18 protein-coding genes and 1 pseudogene are annotated in these 16,162 nt (G+C 67.0%); 6 read left to right on the top strand and 13 right to left on the bottom strand.

Annotated elements, in window-relative coordinates; translation table 11 throughout:
- Positions 1 to 588 precede the first annotated feature (588 nt).
- Genes fliD through AB1634_14705 form a run of 4 tightly spaced genes read left to right on the top strand, consistent with a single transcriptional unit; the run spans position 589 to position 3,282 of the window.
- Complete coding sequence (fliD, locus tag AB1634_14720) at positions 589 to 1,971, top strand: flagellar filament capping protein FliD (protein ID MEW6220767.1); 1,383 nt, start codon at positions 589 to 591, stop codon at positions 1,969 to 1,971.
- Between the two features lie 9 nt (positions 1,972 to 1,980).
- Positions 1,981 to 2,424 carry a flagellar export chaperone FliS gene (gene fliS, locus AB1634_14715; protein MEW6220766.1) on the top strand — a complete coding sequence of 148 codons (444 nt, stop codon included), beginning with the start codon at positions 1,981 to 1,983 and terminating at the stop codon, positions 2,422 to 2,424.
- Between the two features lie 6 nt (positions 2,425 to 2,430).
- Positions 2,431 to 2,820, top strand: a complete 390-nt coding sequence (locus AB1634_14710; protein MEW6220765.1) for a hypothetical protein — start codon at positions 2,431 to 2,433, stop codon at positions 2,818 to 2,820.
- A gap of 36 nt (positions 2,821 to 2,856) precedes the next feature.
- Positions 2,857 to 3,282 (top strand): flagellar protein FlaG, encoded by a 426-nt coding sequence (locus AB1634_14705; protein ID MEW6220764.1) that lies wholly within the window; start codon positions 2,857 to 2,859, stop codon positions 3,280 to 3,282.
- A 55-nt stretch (positions 3,283 to 3,337) separates the two neighbouring features.
- Here AB1634_14705 and AB1634_14700 read toward each other — a convergent pair whose 3' ends face one another.
- From AB1634_14700 to AB1634_14680, 5 genes and pseudogenes are all read right to left on the bottom strand, one after another.
- The gene (locus AB1634_14700) at positions 3,338 to 3,643 is read right to left on the bottom strand and encodes an addiction module antidote protein (GenBank protein MEW6220763.1); all 306 of its coding nucleotides are present in this window, start codon (positions 3,641 to 3,643) and stop codon (positions 3,338 to 3,340) included.
- Positions 3,644 to 3,646: 3 nt separating this feature from the next.
- Positions 3,647 to 3,942: pseudogene (locus tag AB1634_14695) on the bottom strand (type II toxin-antitoxin system RelE/ParE family toxin).
- Positions 3,943 to 4,112: 170 nt separating this feature from the next.
- Entirely contained in the window at positions 4,113 to 4,904 is a 792-nt protein-coding gene (gene tatC / locus AB1634_14690) for a twin-arginine translocase subunit TatC (GenBank protein MEW6220762.1), read from the bottom strand.
- Complete coding sequence (locus AB1634_14685; protein ID MEW6220761.1) at positions 4,897 to 5,598, bottom strand: 5-formyltetrahydrofolate cyclo-ligase; 702 nt, start codon at positions 5,596 to 5,598, stop codon at positions 4,897 to 4,899. Before AB1634_14685 ends, tatC begins: the two co-directional genes overlap by 8 nt.
- 68 nt (positions 5,599 to 5,666) lie before the next feature.
- Entirely contained in the window at positions 5,667 to 6,797 is a 1,131-nt protein-coding gene (locus AB1634_14680; GenBank protein MEW6220760.1) for a D-alanyl-D-alanine carboxypeptidase, read from the bottom strand.
- Positions 6,798 to 7,048: 251 nt separating this feature from the next.
- Here AB1634_14680 and AB1634_14675 point away from each other — a divergent pair, with 251 nt between their 5' ends.
- Together AB1634_14675 and AB1634_14670 are read left to right on the top strand one after the other, a co-directional pair.
- Positions 7,049 to 7,591 carry a methylated-DNA--[protein]-cysteine S-methyltransferase gene (locus tag AB1634_14675; GenBank protein MEW6220759.1) on the top strand — a complete coding sequence of 181 codons (543 nt, stop codon included), beginning with the start codon at positions 7,049 to 7,051 and terminating at the stop codon, positions 7,589 to 7,591.
- A complete protein-coding gene (locus tag AB1634_14670; GenBank protein MEW6220758.1) occupies positions 7,588 to 9,753 on the top strand; it encodes a vitamin B12-dependent ribonucleotide reductase in 2,166 nt (721 codons plus the stop codon). Before AB1634_14675 ends, AB1634_14670 begins: the two co-directional genes overlap by 4 nt.
- 120 nt (positions 9,754 to 9,873) lie before the next feature.
- On the opposite strand, the gene AB1634_14665 is transcribed toward AB1634_14670, so the two are convergent.
- The 8 genes from AB1634_14665 to AB1634_14630 form a co-directional block, all read right to left on the bottom strand.
- The gene (locus tag AB1634_14665; protein MEW6220757.1) at positions 9,874 to 10,917 is read right to left on the bottom strand and encodes a chemotaxis response regulator protein-glutamate methylesterase; all 1,044 of its coding nucleotides are present in this window, start codon (positions 10,915 to 10,917) and stop codon (positions 9,874 to 9,876) included.
- Positions 10,918 to 10,991: 74 nt separating this feature from the next.
- Positions 10,992 to 11,462, bottom strand: a complete 471-nt coding sequence (locus AB1634_14660; protein ID MEW6220756.1) for a chemotaxis protein CheX — start codon at positions 11,460 to 11,462, stop codon at positions 10,992 to 10,994.
- Positions 11,463 to 11,493: 31 nt separating this feature from the next.
- Positions 11,494 to 11,934: a response regulator gene (locus AB1634_14655; GenBank protein MEW6220755.1), complete on the bottom strand. Its 441-nt coding sequence runs from the start codon at positions 11,932 to 11,934 to the stop codon at positions 11,494 to 11,496.
- Between the two features lie 87 nt (positions 11,935 to 12,021).
- The gene (locus AB1634_14650; GenBank protein MEW6220754.1) at positions 12,022 to 12,867 is read right to left on the bottom strand and encodes an HDOD domain-containing protein; all 846 of its coding nucleotides are present in this window, start codon (positions 12,865 to 12,867) and stop codon (positions 12,022 to 12,024) included.
- The gene (locus AB1634_14645) at positions 12,864 to 13,343 is read right to left on the bottom strand and encodes a chemotaxis protein CheD (GenBank protein ID MEW6220753.1); all 480 of its coding nucleotides are present in this window, start codon (positions 13,341 to 13,343) and stop codon (positions 12,864 to 12,866) included. Before AB1634_14645 ends, AB1634_14650 begins: the two co-directional genes overlap by 4 nt.
- Positions 13,344 to 13,383: 40 nt before the next feature.
- Complete coding sequence (locus AB1634_14640) at positions 13,384 to 14,253, bottom strand: protein-glutamate O-methyltransferase (GenBank protein MEW6220752.1); 870 nt, start codon at positions 14,251 to 14,253, stop codon at positions 13,384 to 13,386.
- 59 nt (positions 14,254 to 14,312) lie between these two features.
- Positions 14,313 to 14,822: a chemotaxis protein CheW gene (locus AB1634_14635; protein MEW6220751.1), complete on the bottom strand. Its 510-nt coding sequence runs from the start codon at positions 14,820 to 14,822 to the stop codon at positions 14,313 to 14,315.
- Positions 14,823 to 14,867: 45 nt separating this feature from the next.
- A partial coding sequence (locus AB1634_14630) for a chemotaxis protein CheA (GenBank protein ID MEW6220750.1) occupies positions 14,868 to 16,162 on the bottom strand: 1,295 nt, incomplete at its 5' end.

Genomic DNA, 16,162 nt, shown 5'->3' with positions numbered 1-16,162 from the left:
TCAAGGCCGGCCGGGAGGCGGCTGGGCGCCCTGAACGGCCCAGGGCACCCCGGGAAACCAGAAGAATTTTGCCGGAGCCCGGTGGCACGCCATCGGCTCCACCCGCCGGGGGATGAATCCCCCGGCTACCCTGGGGCTGCTCTCGCTGCGCGAGGCTCAGGAATGAACCCTTCCTTGCAGAGCCACGCAGTGGCGTACCAACGGTAGGCCGGCCTTTCAAGGCCGGCCGGGAGGCGGCTGGGCGCCCTGAGCGGCCCAAGGCCCCCCGGGAAGCCAGAAGAATTTTGCCGGAGCCCGGTGGCACGCCATCGGCTCCACCGTCAGGCTGGATGCTTTGGTCCTGCAAGCGGGCGCACAGAGGGCGACGCATGCGTCGCCCCTACGGGAGGATCCATCGGCCGCACGTCGCCACCGATCGTGGGGGAGGCTCATCGCCCACCCCGTTGGCGCGTGGCCCACGTGGCCGAAGCCGCATTGACCGGGCCTGTGCTTATAGCCAGAGGCCCGAAGAGGCCTTGGCAGATCTGGTGAACGATTGAGGAAAGCGTGATCCCGGCTTCTGGCCGCAACCCTTGCGAGGCCTGACCCATGGCTGGCTCCATCTCCATCCTCGGCGTTGGCTCCGGACTCCAGCTCCAGAACATCCTCGACCAGCTCAAGCAGGCGGAGCGGGTGCCCATTCTGCGCAAGGAGGCCAGCAAGCTGGCCATCCAGGACCGGATGAGCGAGCTGGACACGGTGCAGGGTATGCTCCTGGCCTTGAAGGACCAGGCCCTGACCCTTTCCTTGAGCTCCACCTATCTGGGCCGCTCGGTGAGCCTGTCCGACCACGGACCCTTGTCGGTCACCGCCGATTCCGGCGCGGCCACCGGCAGTCACCACCTCAACGTGGTGCGGCTGGCGGCCACCAGCGCCTGGCGCTCCAGCCAGGGCTTTGCCAGCCCATCGAGCTCGGTGAATGGCACCGGCAGCGCCGAGACCTTCAGCTACAGCCTGGGTGGCCGCAGCACCAGCGTCAGTGTCGCCTCGGGGGCCTCTTTGCAGAGCCTGGCCGCTCTGATCAACGACGATCCCGGCAACCCTGGCGTCACGGCCAGCGTCATCACCGACGGCTCCGGCGGCACCCCCTACAAGCTTCTGCTCCAGTCCGGCACCATGGGCGAGTCCGGCCGGGTGACCGTAACCCAGCAGCTCACCGACATCACCATGGACCAGATCACCGGCCAGGTGGCCGGGGAGCTGGACTCCAGCATCGAGGTGGACGGCGTGGCGTTCACCCGGGGCAGCAACAGCTTCAGCGATGTCCTGAACGGCTTTTCCTTCCAGCTCCAGGCCACCGGCGAGACCACCATGACCGTCGAGGCCGATACCTCGGAGATCGGCTACCGGGTGCGCAGCTTTGTCACCGGCTGGAACGACCTCGTCGGGGAGATCAAGGCCAACAGCGGCTACGACACCGAAACCGGCGTCGCCGGCTCTCTGCATGGCGTCACCAGCCTGTCCACCCTCCAGTCCCAGCTCATGGCCGTGGCCACCGGCACGGTGGAGACCGGCGGCGACATCACCTCGCTTTTTGATCTTGGCCTCACCTTCGAGCGGGACGGCACCATCACCCTGGATGACGAGACCCTGGATGCGGCCATTGCCGACCATGCCCAGGAGGTGCAGGACTTGTTGCTGGGCACGGACGAGGTGACCGGCTGGGCCGACCAGGTGAACACGGTGCTCCGGGGCGCCACCCGGGCCAGCGGCGGGCTGGTGCCGGAGGAGAAGGCCACGGCCCAGGCCAGGATCGATCTCATGGACGAGCAGATCACCCAGGCCGAGAGCCGCCTGGAGAAGCGGTTCGAGATCCTGACCCGGCAGTTCCTGGAGTTGGATCGGTACATGAGCACCATGCAGTCCACCTCCACCTATCTGAGCCAGCAGTTCGACGCCATCAACAACCTCTTCAGCAACCAGAACCGGTAGGGGACCCCCATGACGTACGGAGCGGCAGCACGCAGCTATGTCCGGACCCAGATCGAGACCAACACCGACCCCAACCAGCTGGTCCTTCTGCTCTACGATGGCGCCATCCGGTTCCTGGAACAGGCCAGGAGCGGGTGCGCCAAGGAAGACCGGCGGCGGCGGGGGGAGGGGCTGAGCCGGGCCATTGCCATCATCGGCGAGCTGAACGCGAGCCTGAACGTGGAGGCCGGCGGCGAGACCGCCACCTTCCTGCGCAGCCTCTATCTGGCCATGCTGGCGGAGCTGCCCAAGGTGAACCTGGCGAACGACGTGACGATCATCGACCGTTGCTTGCGGTATCTCACCGAGCTGCGGGAGCTGTGGGTGTCGCGGGTGCTGGGCCGGGAGACCGCGGCGGTGCAGCCGGTGGCGGCCGCCAAGCCCGAGCAGGCCAGCCTCTCCTTGTCGGTGTGAACGGCGATGGCTGTGGCAGACGAGCTGGCAGCGGCCTTCACCGACTTCGAGGCCATGCAGGAAAGACACCACCACTTGGTGGAGGAAGGGATCGCGAGCCTGGCCGGCGGCCACGGTGCGCCGCCGGCTGCCGGCCTGTGGCACTGGGAGCGGGAGAAGTCCAGGCAGCGGCTGGCCGCGGCCCTGGATGCCCTCTGGCAGCTGCCCGCCGATGATCCGGCGCGCCGGGAGCTGCTTTCCGCCCAGTGCGCTGACCGCCTGGCCCGGCTCCTGAGCGAGGACCGGCTGCTGGCGGCGCGGATCGGCCAGGCCCGGGAGCTGGTCGGCCAGGAGCTTGGCCGGCTGACGCAGGGCAGGAAGGCACTTGCCGGCTACGGCCGGACCGTCCGGCGATAGCCACCATCACCCCAGGATTCCTGTCGGGGGCAAGCCATGGATGTGAGTCTCGGTGGACTGCTGGCCAGAGCACTGGTAGCGGTCAAGCCCCAAAGCCTGCGGCCCCAGGCGGAGCGCAGCCTGGACCACGCCGCCCAGGCGACCACGCCCGCCCCGGCCGACGGGGAGGTGGACAGCAGCCGGCGGCAGGACGAGGCCAGCCCCCTGGCACCGGCCACCGGCGCCCTGAGCCCCCAGCGCCTGGACGAGATGCTCAACGACCTCAATCAGGCCCTGGCGGAGAAGGAAAGCACCGTCCGCTTCGCCTTCGACCGGAAGGCCGAGCTGCTGGTGGTCCACATCATCGATGACCGCACCGGCGAGGTGATGCGCTCCATCCCCCCCGACCACCTGCGCCGCATCCACGAGACCTTCCAGGCCGGCGGCAAGCTGGCCGGCCTCATGGTAGCCACCCAGGGCTGAACGAACCGCAGAAGGATGGCATTCTCTGAAGCAAAAAGGCTCACAGCAGACTGGACTAGGCATGCACGGACTTGGCTACCAGACGCACACCCAGTGCCCCGCAGACGCGGTTAATGGTGTCAAAGCGCGGCTGCGCGCCCGGTCTGAGCGCCCTGTATAGGGCCTCGCGGGTTATTCCAGCCTCCCGGGCTATTTCGCTCATGCCACGCGCCCTGGCCGCCACACCCAGCGCGTGCGCCAGCTCCGCCGCGTCGCCCTCTTCAATCACGAGTGTCAGGTAAGCGGCAAGGTCTTCCTCGTTTTTCAGATGCTCGGTCAGGTCGAATTCCGGCAGATCCACGATACGAATCTTTTTCGTCATGGCTTACTCCTCAAGAGTGGCCGCGAGCTTCACGGCCGTGGCGATGTCGGCGGTCTGCGTCGATTTGTCGCCGCCGCCGAGCATTACGATCAGCGTCTCACCCCGCTGGACGTAGTACATACGCCAGCCGGGGCCAAAACATTCACGCATCTCGAAGACCCCTCCGCCGACCGGCTTCACGTCGCCCAGCTGGCCGCGTTGCGCCCTGTCCAGACGTCGGGCTAACGGATGCGGGTCATGCGGTCTTTCAGCCTCCGCAACCAGGAATCGAAAGTCGGGAGCGTCCTGATAGTGTACATGGCAGAAGTGTAATCAAACGGCTACAGAATGGCAAGATGGCGCTGACCAGAGCGAACCGCAGAATGTCCAACAAGGAATTTCGAAGGTCGAAGGGACCGGCAGTTGACGTTTCAGATCCGTGCTGCCGGTCCCTGCTGCTGTTGGACATTCCTTGTTCGATATTCGATATTCACTCCTGCCGGTCCCTTCTGTCGTTGGACATTCCTTGTTCGACATTCGATATTCGCTCTTCTTCCCGGTCCGCCCGCCGGCCGAACAGGCGCACCGCCAGGATACCCACCTCGTAGAGCACGACCAGGGGCAAGGCCATCAGGAGCTGGTTCACCACGTCCGGGGTCGGCGTCAGGATGGCAGCGACCACGAAGGCGATGAGGATGGCGTACTGGCGGTGCCGGGACAGAAAGGCCTGGTCGACGATCCCGAAACGGGCCAGCGTCACCAGGGCGATGGGCAGCTCGAAGACGAGGCCAAAGGAGAAGAGCAGGCGGATGGCCAGGGAGAAGTACTCCTTCACGGCCGGCAACGGGGTGAGGTAGTCGGTGGCATAGCCCAGGAGGAAACGGAAGGCCGGCCGGAAGACGACCCCGTAGCCGAAGGCAGCGCCGCCCACGAAGCAGAGGGCGGAGAGCAGGCTGAAGGGCAGGAGGATCCGCTTTTCGTGGCGGTAGAGGCCGGGGGCCACGAACCACCAGATCTGCCAGAAGACCACCGGACTGGCCAGGAAGACCCCGCCCACCAGGGCCAGCTTGAGGTAGAAGAAGAAGGCGTCCTGGTAGGAGGTGAAGATGAGGCTGGATCCCTCGGGCAGCACCGCAAAGAGCGGCCGGAAGAACCAGTCACCCAGGGTCTCCGCCTGGGAATAGCAGGCCAGAAACCCCGCCGCCACCGCCGCCAGGGAGATGACCAGGCAGCGGCGCAGGTCGGTCAGATGATCGGTCAGGGGCAGCTGGGTCTCATCCATGGGCGCTTCGGCCTCGCTCCGGGCCTGCCAGCTGCCACAACGGGCGCTTGCGGCGGATGGCCCTGGCAGGCAGGAAGTCCCACAGCACCCCGGCCGGCTGCGGTCTGCCATGGGACAGGGCCACGAGGCCCGGGGGCGACAGCCAGCCGTCCACCGCCACATCCCAGGGATCCTGGGGCAGGGCCTCGGCCACCAGCTGGTCCGGGGACCCCACCGCCACCACCGGCGTGCTGGCGTCCACGGCTCCGGCCTGACGGAGGATGGCGTAGGCCAGATCGAAATGGCCCTGGCCATCCCCCAGCCTGCTGCCGTCCGGCCCCACCGCCAGGGCGTCGGTGACCAGAAGATCCACGGCCTGTCCCGGCAGGTCCCGGACGTCCAGCCGCTGGCCGTAGCGGGCCAGGCCGGCGGCGCTCACCGCTGCCGCCAGCTCCGGGAAGGGGATCCCCTGGCGGCGCAACCGGTAGAAGCCCTCCTTGAGACCCGCCCCGGCCACCAGCAGCTCCTTGCCGTCCACCAGGGCGTTGATCCGGATCTGGGCAAGGCCTGGCACCGGGCAGACCAGGAGGCGCTGGGCCTCCCGGTACCAGGGCAGGCGCCGCAGCCCCTGGGCCAGGCGGCCCCACTCCGCCCGCGCCAGGCCGGGCAGGGAGCTGAGCTGACGCCGGGCTTCTTCCTTGGTGGATGGCAGCATCGGGAAAGGAAAAGCCGGTGGACCGCAGCTGCGGCGGGCCACCGGCGGCAGGCCGGAGAGGGCGGTGATCAGAGGGAGGTCCTGGCCTTGGCGGCCCGACCGCTGCCGGTATCGCTGCTGGCCACCAGCCGGGAGCCATCCAGGACGGCAAAGCCATGCTCCACCAGGTCCGCGATGTCCGGCCACATGCGGTCGCTGCCCAGCATGGCCACGATCACCTCCCGGCCGTGCCGTTCGAACTTGCCGACATAGGTCTTGCGGGCGGCCTGGGTGTAGCCGGTCTTGCCGCCCTCGGCACCGGCGATCTGCCAGAGGGCCCGGTTGTGGCTGCGCAGGGCCTTGCCCTCCCGGGTCGTGGCCATGCGCTGCCCCATCACCTCGGCGAAATCCCGGTCGGCCATCAGCCGGCGGAACATCACCGCCAGGTCGCGGGCCGTGGTCTGCTGGCCGGACGCGGTGAGGCCGGTCGCGGTGCGACAGACGGTGTTGCCCGCGCCCAGCTCCCGGGCCAGGGCGGTCATCCGGCCGGCAAAGGCCGTCTCGGAGCCGGCCACCCGCTCGGCCACCGCGACGCTGGCATCGTTGGCCGACTCCAGGAGCACGGCGTTGACCATGTCCTCGGCCCGGTACACCGCGCCCGCGGTGAGATCGACCTTGGAGCGGGGCTGGCTGGCAGCCCAGCGGCTGACCCGAACCCGATCCTCATCCCGGAGGCTGGACAGGGCCAGGTAGCCGGTGAGGATCTTGATGGTGCTGGCCGGCTGCCGGGGCAGATCCGGCGAGCGGGCGTAAAGGATCTCCCCGGTCTCCCCGTCCATGACCACGGCGCTGGCCGCCGACAGCTTGCCGCCCAGGGGATCACTGGCGGCAGCTGCTTTGCCCTTCAGGGAAGAGCCGGTACTGACCGCCGCCGCGGGCAGCTGGCGGCTGGCCACCTTGGTGCTGGCGGTCTGGCCCTTGGCCTTGCTGCGCGCCTTTGCCGACTTGGCCGGTGCCTTGGCTTTCTTGGCCGCGGCCTGGCGGCTGCCGGTCTTGGCAGCTGATTTGGACGCGGTCTTGGATGCGGCCTTGGGCTTGGCCTTGGCAGCCGCCTTGGACTCGGCCTTGGCGGCGGCCGCCCCGGCCGCCGGAGCGAAGCCGGGCACCACCAGGGCAAGGATAGCCAGGAATAGGGCCAGTCGTCGGGCGAGATGTCTCATGGAGTCTCCTTCACAGTCCGGTCCGTTCGCTGCAGGCAGGCCTGTCCTGTCTCCTTATAGTCAAAGGGTCGTGCCAAAATCAAGTAGAAAATGACCTTTTGTGCTCATCCCATTGTTCTTGTGTTCCTTTTGTCATCCATTGACATCAGGCACTACATGTGGTGGACAGGAAGATAAAGCGCCACAATATAAAGGATCGAGCCGCTTTTACCCTTCTTTTTTTCTCGGATTACCCTATGCTGGAGGCAGCCATGACCCGTCTTCTTCCACCCGCTACCGGTCCCTGGGGCAGCGCTGTTCTGCCCCTGGGCGCCTTTTTTGTCTATGCCCTGGCCCAAAGGGATGCCATCGGCCACCTGAGCTTCACCCAGTCGGGCCACGACCGGGCGAAGGCGAGGCTTGCCGCTGCCGGCCTGCCGGTGCTGGCGGCAGCCGGCTGGCCGATCCTGGCCGACCTGCACCACCAGGGCCAGGAGTATCTGGCCGGCCGGCGCCAGGCCTTCTCCCTACCGGTGGGCGGCCCCTTTCTGGCTGCCGGCACCCCGTGGCAACAGGCAGTCTGGGCCGCCCTCCGCCGCATCCCCTACGGCGCCACCGCCACCTACGGCCAGATCGCCGTAGCCATCGGCCGGCCCACCGCCGCCCGGGCCGTGGGCGCCGCCTGTGCCGCCAACCCGCTAGGCCTTTTCATCCCCTGCCATCGGGTGAATGCCGCCCGCGGCGACGGCGGCTTTGCCGGCGGCCTGGCCTGCAAGCGCTTCCTCTTGAGCCTGGAGGCAAAAACGACCCCATGACCGCTCTCAGTGCCAATGCCCAGTTCGTCCTCCGCCGCCGCTACCTGCGAAAGAATGACCAGGGCGAGGTAATCGAGACCCCTGGCGAGATGTTCCGGCGGGTGGCGCGGGCGGTAGCCCAGGCGGACGAGCCGTACGGCGGCGCGGCCGCGGTGGCGGCGGCCGAGGACCGCTTTGTCCAGCTCATGGAGGACCTGGACTTTCTGCCCAACTCCCCGACCCTGATGAACGCCGGCCGCCGGCTGGGGCAGCTGGCGGCCTGCTTCGTTCTGCCGGTGGAAGACAGCATCGAGGACATCTTCGAGACCCTCAAGCACACCGCCATCATCCACAAGAGCGGCGGCGGCACCGGCTTTTCCTTTTCCCGGCTGCGGCCGGCCCGCTCGGAGGTGCGCTCCACCAGGGGGGTCTCCTCCGGGCCGGTCTCCTTCATGCGCATCTTCGACATCGCCACCGAGACGATCAAGCAGGGCGGGGCCCGGCGGGGCGCCAACATGGCGGTGCTGCGGGTGGATCATCCGGACATCGAGGCCTTCATCGCCGCCAAGGAGGACCCGACCGCCCTGGCCAACTTCAACCTCTCGGTTGCCGTCACCGACGACTTCATGGCCCGGGTGAAGAGCGGCTCGCCCCTGCCCCTGGTTGCCCCGCATACCGGCCAAGCCGTGGCTGCGCTGCCCGCCGCGGCCCTCTTCGACCGCATCGCCCAGGCGGCCTGGCAGGGGGGCGAGCCGGGCCTCATCTTCATCGACCGCATCAACCGCGCCTCCACGCTGCCGGGCCTGGGCCCGATCGAGGCCACCAACCCCTGCGGCGAGCAGCCCCTCCTGCCCTACGAGTCCTGCAACCTGGGCAGCCTGAGCCTTAGCCGCTTCCTGGCCGGCGGCCGGATCGACTACGACCGCCTGGCCGCGGCGGTGGCCACCGCGGTCCATTTCCTGGACAACGTCATCGATGTCAACGTCTACCCCCTGCCCGCCATCGCCCAGGTCACCCTTGCCAACCGCAAGATCGGCCTCGGGGTCATGGGCTTCGCCGACCTCCTCATCGGGCTGGGCATCCCCTACGACTCCGAGGCCGCGGTGCGGGTGGCCGAGGAGGTCATGGGCTTCATCGACCAGGAGGCCAAAAGGGCGTCGGCGTCCCTGGCCAAGGAGCGGGGAAATTTCCCCAGCTACCGGCACAGCATCTGGAACCGGCCGGAAACCCCGTTCATGCGCAACGCCACCCAGACCACCGTGGCCCCCACCGGCACCCTGTCCATCATTGCCGGCTGCTCCAGCGGCATCGAGCCCCTGTTCGCCCTGGCCTTCACCCGCCATATCCTGGACGGCGAGCGGCTGCCGGAGGTCCACGCCGGCTTCCAGCAGCGCCTCGAAGCGGAGGGGCTGTGGAGCGAGGCCCTCCAGGAGCGGGTGCTGACCCGGGGCAGGATCGGCGACGAGGCTGGCCTGCCGGCGGAGCTGACGCGGCTGTTCGCGACGGCCCTGGAGGTGGCGCCGGCGGCCCACATCCGCATCCAGGCCGCCTTCCAGCGCCATACCGACAACGCGGTGAGCAAAACCATCAACTTCCCGGCCGAGTCCACCCAGGAGCAGATCCGGGACGCCTATTGGCTGGCGCACGAGGAGGGACTGAAGGGACTGACCATCTACCGCTACGGCAGTCGCCGGGAGCAGGTCCTAAGCGTGGAGGCCGCCGCGCCGACCCCGGACGGCATCGGCCCGCGGCCGCGGCCATCCCGCACCTACGGCCTCACCGAGCGCCTGAAGACCGGCTGCGGCAACCTCTACGTGACGGTGAACTCGGATCAGAAGGGGGTGTGCGAGGTGTTCGCCAGTATGGGCAAGACCGGCGGCTGCGCCTCGTCCCAGATCGAGGCCATCGGCCGGCTGACCTCTCTGGCGCTCCGCTCCGGGGTGTCGCTGGCTGCCATCGGCGAGCAGCTGGCCGGCATCCGCTGCCCGTCGCCCATGTGGCAGAACGGCGAGGTGGTGCTCTCCTGCCCGGACGCGGTGGCCAAGGTGGTGGCCAAGATCACCGGCGACCGCTTCCAGGCCGGCTTCCTGGGCCGGGGCGCCTGCCCGGACTGCGGCGGCCCGCTGGACCACGAGGAGGGCTGCCTGGCCTGCCGCGCCTGCGGCTTCTCTCGCTGTCTGTAGCAGCGGGAGAAGCCGCAGGCTGGACCGTATGGACTTGATGGACGTTATGGACGAGATGGACCCCGGGACCGGCTGTCCATCCTGTCCATGGTGTCCATACTGTCCATACCGTCCATCCAGCTACAGCAGATCCATGACCGCCCGTCCCACCTGATCCAGGGGCACCACCCGGTCGACGGCGCCCATCTCGATGGCCTCCCGGGGCATGCCGAACACCACACAGGAGGCCTCGTCCTGGGCGATGTTCCTGGCCCCGGCCTCCTTCATCTTCAGCATGCCCTGGGCCCCGTCCTTGCCCATGCCGGTCAGGATGACGCCGACGGCATTGGCCCCGGCGTAGACCGCCACCGAATTGAAGAGCACATCCACCGACGGCCGCTGGTGGCAGACCATGGGGCCGCTCTTGACGTTGACGTAGTAGCGGGCGCCACTGCGACGCATGACCATGTGGAAGTTGCCCGGTGCGATCAGGCAGGTCCCGGGCACCACCGAGTCCCCGTCCTCCGCCTCCTTGACCCGGATCTGGCACAGGCCATCCAGCCGTTGGGCGAAGGAGGACGTGAAATGGGCCGGCATGTGCTGCACGACCACGATGCCGGGCATGGTGGGCGGGAACTGGGTGAGGACGGTGGTCAGGGCCTCGGTGCCGCCGGTGGAGGCACCGATGGCCACCACCTTGTTGGTGGTCTGGGCCAGGGCCGTTCTGGGCACCAGGAGCTGGGAGCGGCCCGTGCCTTTGGCGGCGGCCTGAGCCAGCCGCTGCCGGACGTTGACCCGGGACGCCCCCCGGATCTTCTCCGCCAGCTGCACGCTCATGTCGCCCACCGAGTAGGCGGAGCCGGGCTTGGAGATCACCTCCACCGCACCGATCTCGATGGCTTCCAGGGCCAGGGCGCCCCCTTCCCGGGTCAGGGAGGAGACGATGATCACCGGCAACGGGTAGTACTTCATGAGCTTGCGCAGGAAGGTGATGCCGTCCATGCGCGGCATTTCGATGTCCAGGGTGACCACGTCCGGCTTCAGCGCCACGATCTTGTCCCGGGCCACATAGGGGTCCGGCGCCGTTCCCACCACCTCGATATCCGGCTCCCGGCTCAGCTCCTCGCTGAACACCCGGCGGACGATGGCGGAATCGTCGATCACCAGCACCTTGATCTTCTGCATAGAATGCTCCGCGCCCTGCAAGCCGCCATCAGGCGGTCCAACCGTTTCCCGGCCGCACCTGCCGCGGTGCCTCATCAACCCTCGGGCATGGCAAGGTGGATGATCAAAAGGCCATGCTCGGTCTTGAAGACGCACTGGTGATCACGGTCATCCACCGCCGGCTCCTGCAGGATATCGGCTACCGGGGTCACCACCGGGATCCCCAGGACGTACTCCCCCTCCGGGTCGATCTGACCCAGGAAGCCACCGCCTACCATGTTGGCTGCCTCCCGGCAGGTATCCTGGATCTGCTGCTCGGAGACCTCGGACCGGTCGATGCCCAGAAAGTTGGTGGTGACCATCCGGGCGAGGGGCACGGGCATGAACAGGGTGAGGGCACCACCGCCCTTGCCGGTGAAGCTGACCACCGCCTTCACATAGCGATGCCTGGTCGCCCAGTCCAGGTCCGCGGGCAGGCTGTGCAGGCGGCTGAAGAAGATGTAGTACATGGTCTCGAAGACCTGGGCCGCGGTCTCGCTCAAGAGATTGCGCATCCGATTGTCCATGATGTCTCCCCGTTGGGACCTTGGCTTCTGGTCAGAAGTCCATGCCGTCGTCGTCACCACCGGCCAGAGGCACGGCGGACGGCTCGCGATCATAGGCCGCGGCCAGGACCTCGTCCAGGAGCTTCTTGATCGTCTCCGGCTGAAAGGGCTTGCGAACGTAGCCCGCCACGCCCAGACGCTGGGCCTCCGCCATGCGCGCCTGGCTGGACTCGGTGGTGATGAGGATGACCGGGATGTTGCGAAGCTCCGGGCTGCCCTTCAAGGCGCGCAGGAACTCCATGCCCGACATCTCCGGCATGTTGATGTCGGACAAGATGACATCCACCCAGGACTCCTCCAGCAGCTGCAGGGCCTCCCGGCCATTGCTGGCCTCCAGGAACTGCCCCACCGGCACGCCGGCCATGGTCACCACCTTCTTGACCACTGCCCGCATGGTTTCGGAATCGTCTGCTACCAGGATGTTGAAGGCCATAGTCCTTTACCCCATTCTCTCCCCCACCGCCGGCGCTCCTGCCGCGGTGTCACTCTGCCGCCGAATCCCTGGCCGAAGATCCCCCTCTCATTCCAGGGCGAAGAATTCCTTGGCCTGAGCCAGCCGCGCCACCAGCTCCGCCATCGAGATGTCCAGGCGCTCCTCGGTGAGGGCGAACCGCCCCAGCCCCTCCCCCTGGATGTGGCCGGTCAGACCGTCCGCACCAACGCCGATGCCCATGGATACCACCAGGGCGTTGGCCAGGGCAACCAGGGCGCTCAAGGGCTCGCCAGCCAGCACATCCAGATCGTGGTGCCGGCGTACCGCCTCCACCACCTCGTGGGGGAGCTTCCAGCGCTCCAGGATCACCCCTCCCAGCTCGGCATGATTGATCCCCAGAACCTCCAGCTCGGCGGACACAAAGGACACCTTGTCCCGGAGCACCCGGATCATGATCGCCCTGAACTCCTGCTGCACAAAGCTCGACAGCACGGTCTTGCCGATGTCGTGCAGGAGGGCGGCGGTGTAGGCGGCGTTGCCGTCCACCCCCGGGATCTCGGCTATGAGCACCTTGGCCATGATGCCGCAGGCCACCGAATGCTGCCAGAGCTCGCCTTCATCAAGGTCATAGCCGCCGGTGCTGGCCTGGAAGAAGCGGGCGCAGCTGCCGGCCACGATGATCTCCCTCAGGGTATCCTGGCCCAGCAGCACCAGGGCCTCCTCCAGGGACGAGACCTTGCGGGCCAGCCCCACATAGGCCGAGTTGCACATCCGGAGCACGTTGGCGGTGATGGCCTGATCGAACTCCACCACCTTGGCCAGCTCCGGCACGGTCACATCCGGGTTGTCCAGCATCTCCATGATCCGGCGGGCAACCCGGGGAAAAGGCGGAATGCTGTCCACCCGCTTGAGGATGGCCTCGATCTGACTCATAGCTCAAACTCCCCGCGACCGGAAACCTTGAGCCGGGTGAACCCATCATTGACCGTCAGGCTGATGGTGCGGTTCACCATGCCGCCGATGTCCTCCTTGGCGACCATCACGTTGTTCTTCCAGAAGATCTTGCGCATGGCCATGTAGTTGCGCTTGCCGATGTTGAAGAAGCCCGAGGAGTCCATGAGCTGGGAGGCGCCGGCCACCTTGACCACGATCCGGTTCTTGGCCGCGCCCAGGCGGTAGGCCTCCTTGAAGAGCCGGGGGATGCCGCTGTCGGCGAACATGAAGGGATTCTTCTCGGCCTTCACCTTGTCCAGGGCGGAATCCGGCAGCATGTAGTGCAGAAGGCCGCCCACCTTGGCCGCCGGATCCCAGATGGCCACACCGATACACGATCCCAGGGAGTAGGTGATCAATACCGCCTCCGGATCGTTCGACACCTTCATGTCCGCTATGCCGACGACGATTCTCATTGCCTTCCTGTACCTGCTGGCGGTGGTGCCGGCGATCCCTTCACTTCCGATAGACCGTGGTCGCCACCTGCCGGAAGCTGTGCCGGATAAAGGTCAAGCTCTCGGAGTGACCGATAAAGAGATGGCCATCGGGCAGGAGCGCCCGGTGGAACTTGTCGATCAGGGCCTGCTGGGTCGCCTGATCGAAGTAGATCATGACGTTACGGCAGAAAATGACATCGAAGGCCTCGGTCCAGGGGAATGGATCCATGAGGTTGAAGCGCTGGAAGGTCACCTGCCGCCGCAGATCCTCCCGCACCTTGACCAGGCCCTCGCTGCGACCGACCCCTTTCTTGAAGTACCGCAGCAGCAGCTCCCGCGGCACCTTGCTGATCTGGTCCTGGGAATAGACGCCCCGGCTCGCACGGTCCAGCACCCGGGTCGAGATGTCGGTGCCGGTGATCCGGTAGCGCCAGCCGGGCTGCTGGCGGAAATACTCGGCCAGCACCATGGCCATGGTATAGGGCTCCTCACCGGAGGAGCAGGCCGCCGACCAGAGGGTCAGCTCCCGCCGGTGGTCCCGCAGGCGCCCCGTCAGCTCCGGCAGCACGGTCTGCACCAGGCAATCGAAGTGGTCCTGCTCCCGGAAGAAGCTGGTGAAATTGGTGGAGACGCTGTTGATGAGCTCCACCAGCTCCTGGCCGGAATCGTCGCTGGTGACATACTGGAAGTAGTCGTCAAAGGACGCGAAGCTTCCTGCCCGGAGCCGCTTGGACAGGCGGGCGTTCAGGAGGGCCTTTTTCTCGTCCCGCAGATAGATCCCCGTCAGCCGGTAGACCAGGGAGCTGAATTTGCGGAACTGCTCGTCCGTCAGCGGCTCGTAGGTCCAGCTGAAGCCCGATGCCGGCTGGGACGCCCGTTCCGTGGCCATGGCGGGGACAGAGGACCTGGCCACAGGGGGTGCCGGGCTGTGCCGCCGCAAGCCGGGGCTCAGATGGCCTCGATCCGCGCCAAGTCTCCCTGGCCGAGGATGCGGTCGATGTCCAGCAGGATCTTGACCTTGCCCTTGATCTTGGCCATGCCGAGGATATAGGCGGTGTCGACGCTGGAGCCGAAGGACGGCGGCGGCTCGATCTCCTCAGCCGTGATGTTCAGGACCTCCGACACCGAGTCCACCACCATGCCGACCTGGATGGAGCCAGCCTGGCTGCGGATCTCCACCACGATGATGCAGGTGCGCTCCGAGTATTCCTTGGGCTCCATCTCGAACTTGAGCCGCAGATCCAGGACCGGGATCACTCGGCCTCGCAGGTTGATCACCCCTTTGACGAACTGAGGCGTGTGGGGCACCGGCGTGATCTCCATGATGCCGATGATCTCCCGGACCTTGAGGATGCCCAGCCCATATTCCTCATTGCCAAGAGCGAAGGTGAGGTACTTGCCTTCCAGCTCCCGCACCCCCTCCAACTCCCGGGCTGCCCTGGCTGCTGCCTGCGCCATACGGAATTCCTCCCTTGGTCTTGCGACGCTTTGCTCCAACCGCCTTCACCGATCCAGATCGCCGGCCTGCCCCTGGGCGGAATCGAACAGACCGGCCAGGTCCAGGATCAGCCCCACCCGGCCATCCCCCAGGATGGTGCCGCCGGCCACGCCCTTGATATCGGTCATGTAGCCGCCCAGGCTCTTGATGACCACCTCCTGCTTGCCCAGGAGCTCATCCACCAGGAGCGCCCGCAGCTCGCCTTCATTCTCCACCACCACCACCAGGCCCGCCGCCGGATCGGTGGCCTCGGGGTTGGGCACCCCGAAGACGCTGTACAGGCGAACCAGGGGAATCAGGTTGTCCCGGATGAGGAGGGCTTCACCCCGCCGGTGCACCGTCTGGTACATCTCCAGGGTGGGCTTCATGGACTCCTGGATGTTGATGGTGGGGATGATGTAGCGCTCATTGCCCACCCGGACGATGATGCCGTCAACAATGGCCATGGTCAGGGGCAGGCGGATGGTGAAGGTGGTGCCGTTGCCGGCCACGCTGTCCACCTCCACCTTGCCCCGCAGCTTCTCCACCGCCTTCTTGACCACGTCCATCCCCACCCCGCGGCCGGAGACGTCGGTAATCGTTTCGGCGGTGGAAAAGCCGGGCATGAAGATAAGATTCTGGATCTCGGCCGGGGACAGGGCATCCTCTTCCCGGATGACGCCACGCTCGATGGCCTTCTTCCGGATGCGCTCCACGTTCAGCCCCTGCCCGTCGTCCACGATCTCGATGACGATATTCCCCCCCCGCTGGAAGGCCCGGAGCTGCACGGTGCCCTGCTCCGGCTTGCCCTGGCGCCGGCGCTCCTCCGGCAGCTGCACCCCATGGTCCACCGAGTTGCGGATCATGTGCACCAGAGGGTCGTAGATGGAATCCACCATGTTGCGGTCGATCTCGGTCTCCTCGCCGCTCATAACGAGATCCACCAGCTTGCCGGACTTCTTGGACAGGTCCCGGACCAGGCGGATCATCTTCTGGAAGGTCTGGCGGATGGGCACCATGCGCATGGACATGGCGGTCTTCTGGAGCTCGGAGGTGATGCGGGCCAGCTGGGAGAAGTCCCGGATGAGCTTCTGGTCGGTGAGCCGGGCGACCAGCGGATTGAAGCGCACCTGGGACTGCATGATCACCAGCTCGCCCACGGCATTCACCAGGTTGTCGAGCTTGTCCACATCCACCTTGATGGAGCTGCCCACCCCGGATCGACCGCTGCTGCCGGCCGCCGGCGCCTCGGCAGCGGGGGCCGGCCGTTCGGCGGCCCGCTCCCGCCGCTCCGCCGGGGGCGGCGGCGCAGGGGAAAGAG

Source organism: Thermodesulfobacteriota bacterium, from assembly GCA_040755095.1.
Classification (GTDB): Bacteria; Desulfobacterota; Desulfobulbia; order Desulfobulbales; family JBFMBH01; genus JBFMBH01.
Note: the sequence above shows the minus strand (reverse complement) of the source record. Positions and strands in the feature narration are given on the sequence as shown.

Bases quoted from the DNA above. Each gene is read 5' to 3' on its own strand.
- AB1634_14685 (MEW6220761.1), bottom strand. From the start codon at position 5,598: ATGCTGCCATCCACCAAGGAAGAAGCCCGGCGTCAGCTCAGCTCCCTG.
- AB1634_14665 (MEW6220757.1), bottom strand. From the start codon at position 10,917: ATGCAGAAGATCAAGGTGCTGGTGATCGACGATTCCGCCATCGTCCGC.
- fliD (MEW6220767.1), top strand. From the start codon at position 589: ATGGCTGGCTCCATCTCCATCCTCGGCGTTGGCTCCGGACTCCAGCTC.
- AB1634_14655 (MEW6220755.1), bottom strand. From the start codon at position 11,934: ATGGCCTTCAACATCCTGGTAGCAGACGATTCCGAAACCATGCGGGCA.
- AB1634_14705 (MEW6220764.1), top strand. From the start codon at position 2,857: ATGGATGTGAGTCTCGGTGGACTGCTGGCCAGAGCACTGGTAGCGGTC.
- fliS (MEW6220766.1), top strand. From the start codon at position 1,981: ATGACGTACGGAGCGGCAGCACGCAGCTATGTCCGGACCCAGATCGAG.
- AB1634_14700 (MEW6220763.1), bottom strand. From the start codon at position 3,643: ATGACGAAAAAGATTCGTATCGTGGATCTGCCGGAATTCGACCTGACC.
- AB1634_14710 (MEW6220765.1), top strand. From the start codon at position 2,431: ATGGCTGTGGCAGACGAGCTGGCAGCGGCCTTCACCGACTTCGAGGCC.
- AB1634_14640 (MEW6220752.1), bottom strand. From the start codon at position 14,253: ATGGCCACGGAACGGGCGTCCCAGCCGGCATCGGGCTTCAGCTGGACC.
- AB1634_14660 (MEW6220756.1), bottom strand. From the start codon at position 11,462: ATGGACAATCGGATGCGCAATCTCTTGAGCGAGACCGCGGCCCAGGTC.
- AB1634_14675 (MEW6220759.1), top strand. From the start codon at position 7,049: ATGACCCGTCTTCTTCCACCCGCTACCGGTCCCTGGGGCAGCGCTGTT.
- AB1634_14680 (MEW6220760.1), bottom strand. From the start codon at position 6,797: ATGAGACATCTCGCCCGACGACTGGCCCTATTCCTGGCTATCCTTGCC.
- AB1634_14635 (MEW6220751.1), bottom strand. From the start codon at position 14,822: ATGGCGCAGGCAGCAGCCAGGGCAGCCCGGGAGTTGGAGGGGGTGCGG.
- tatC (MEW6220762.1), bottom strand. From the start codon at position 4,904: ATGGATGAGACCCAGCTGCCCCTGACCGATCATCTGACCGACCTGCGC.
- AB1634_14645 (MEW6220753.1), bottom strand. From the start codon at position 13,343: ATGAGAATCGTCGTCGGCATAGCGGACATGAAGGTGTCGAACGATCCG.
- AB1634_14650 (MEW6220754.1), bottom strand. From the start codon at position 12,867: ATGAGTCAGATCGAGGCCATCCTCAAGCGGGTGGACAGCATTCCGCCT.
- AB1634_14670 (MEW6220758.1), top strand. From the start codon at position 7,588: ATGACCGCTCTCAGTGCCAATGCCCAGTTCGTCCTCCGCCGCCGCTAC.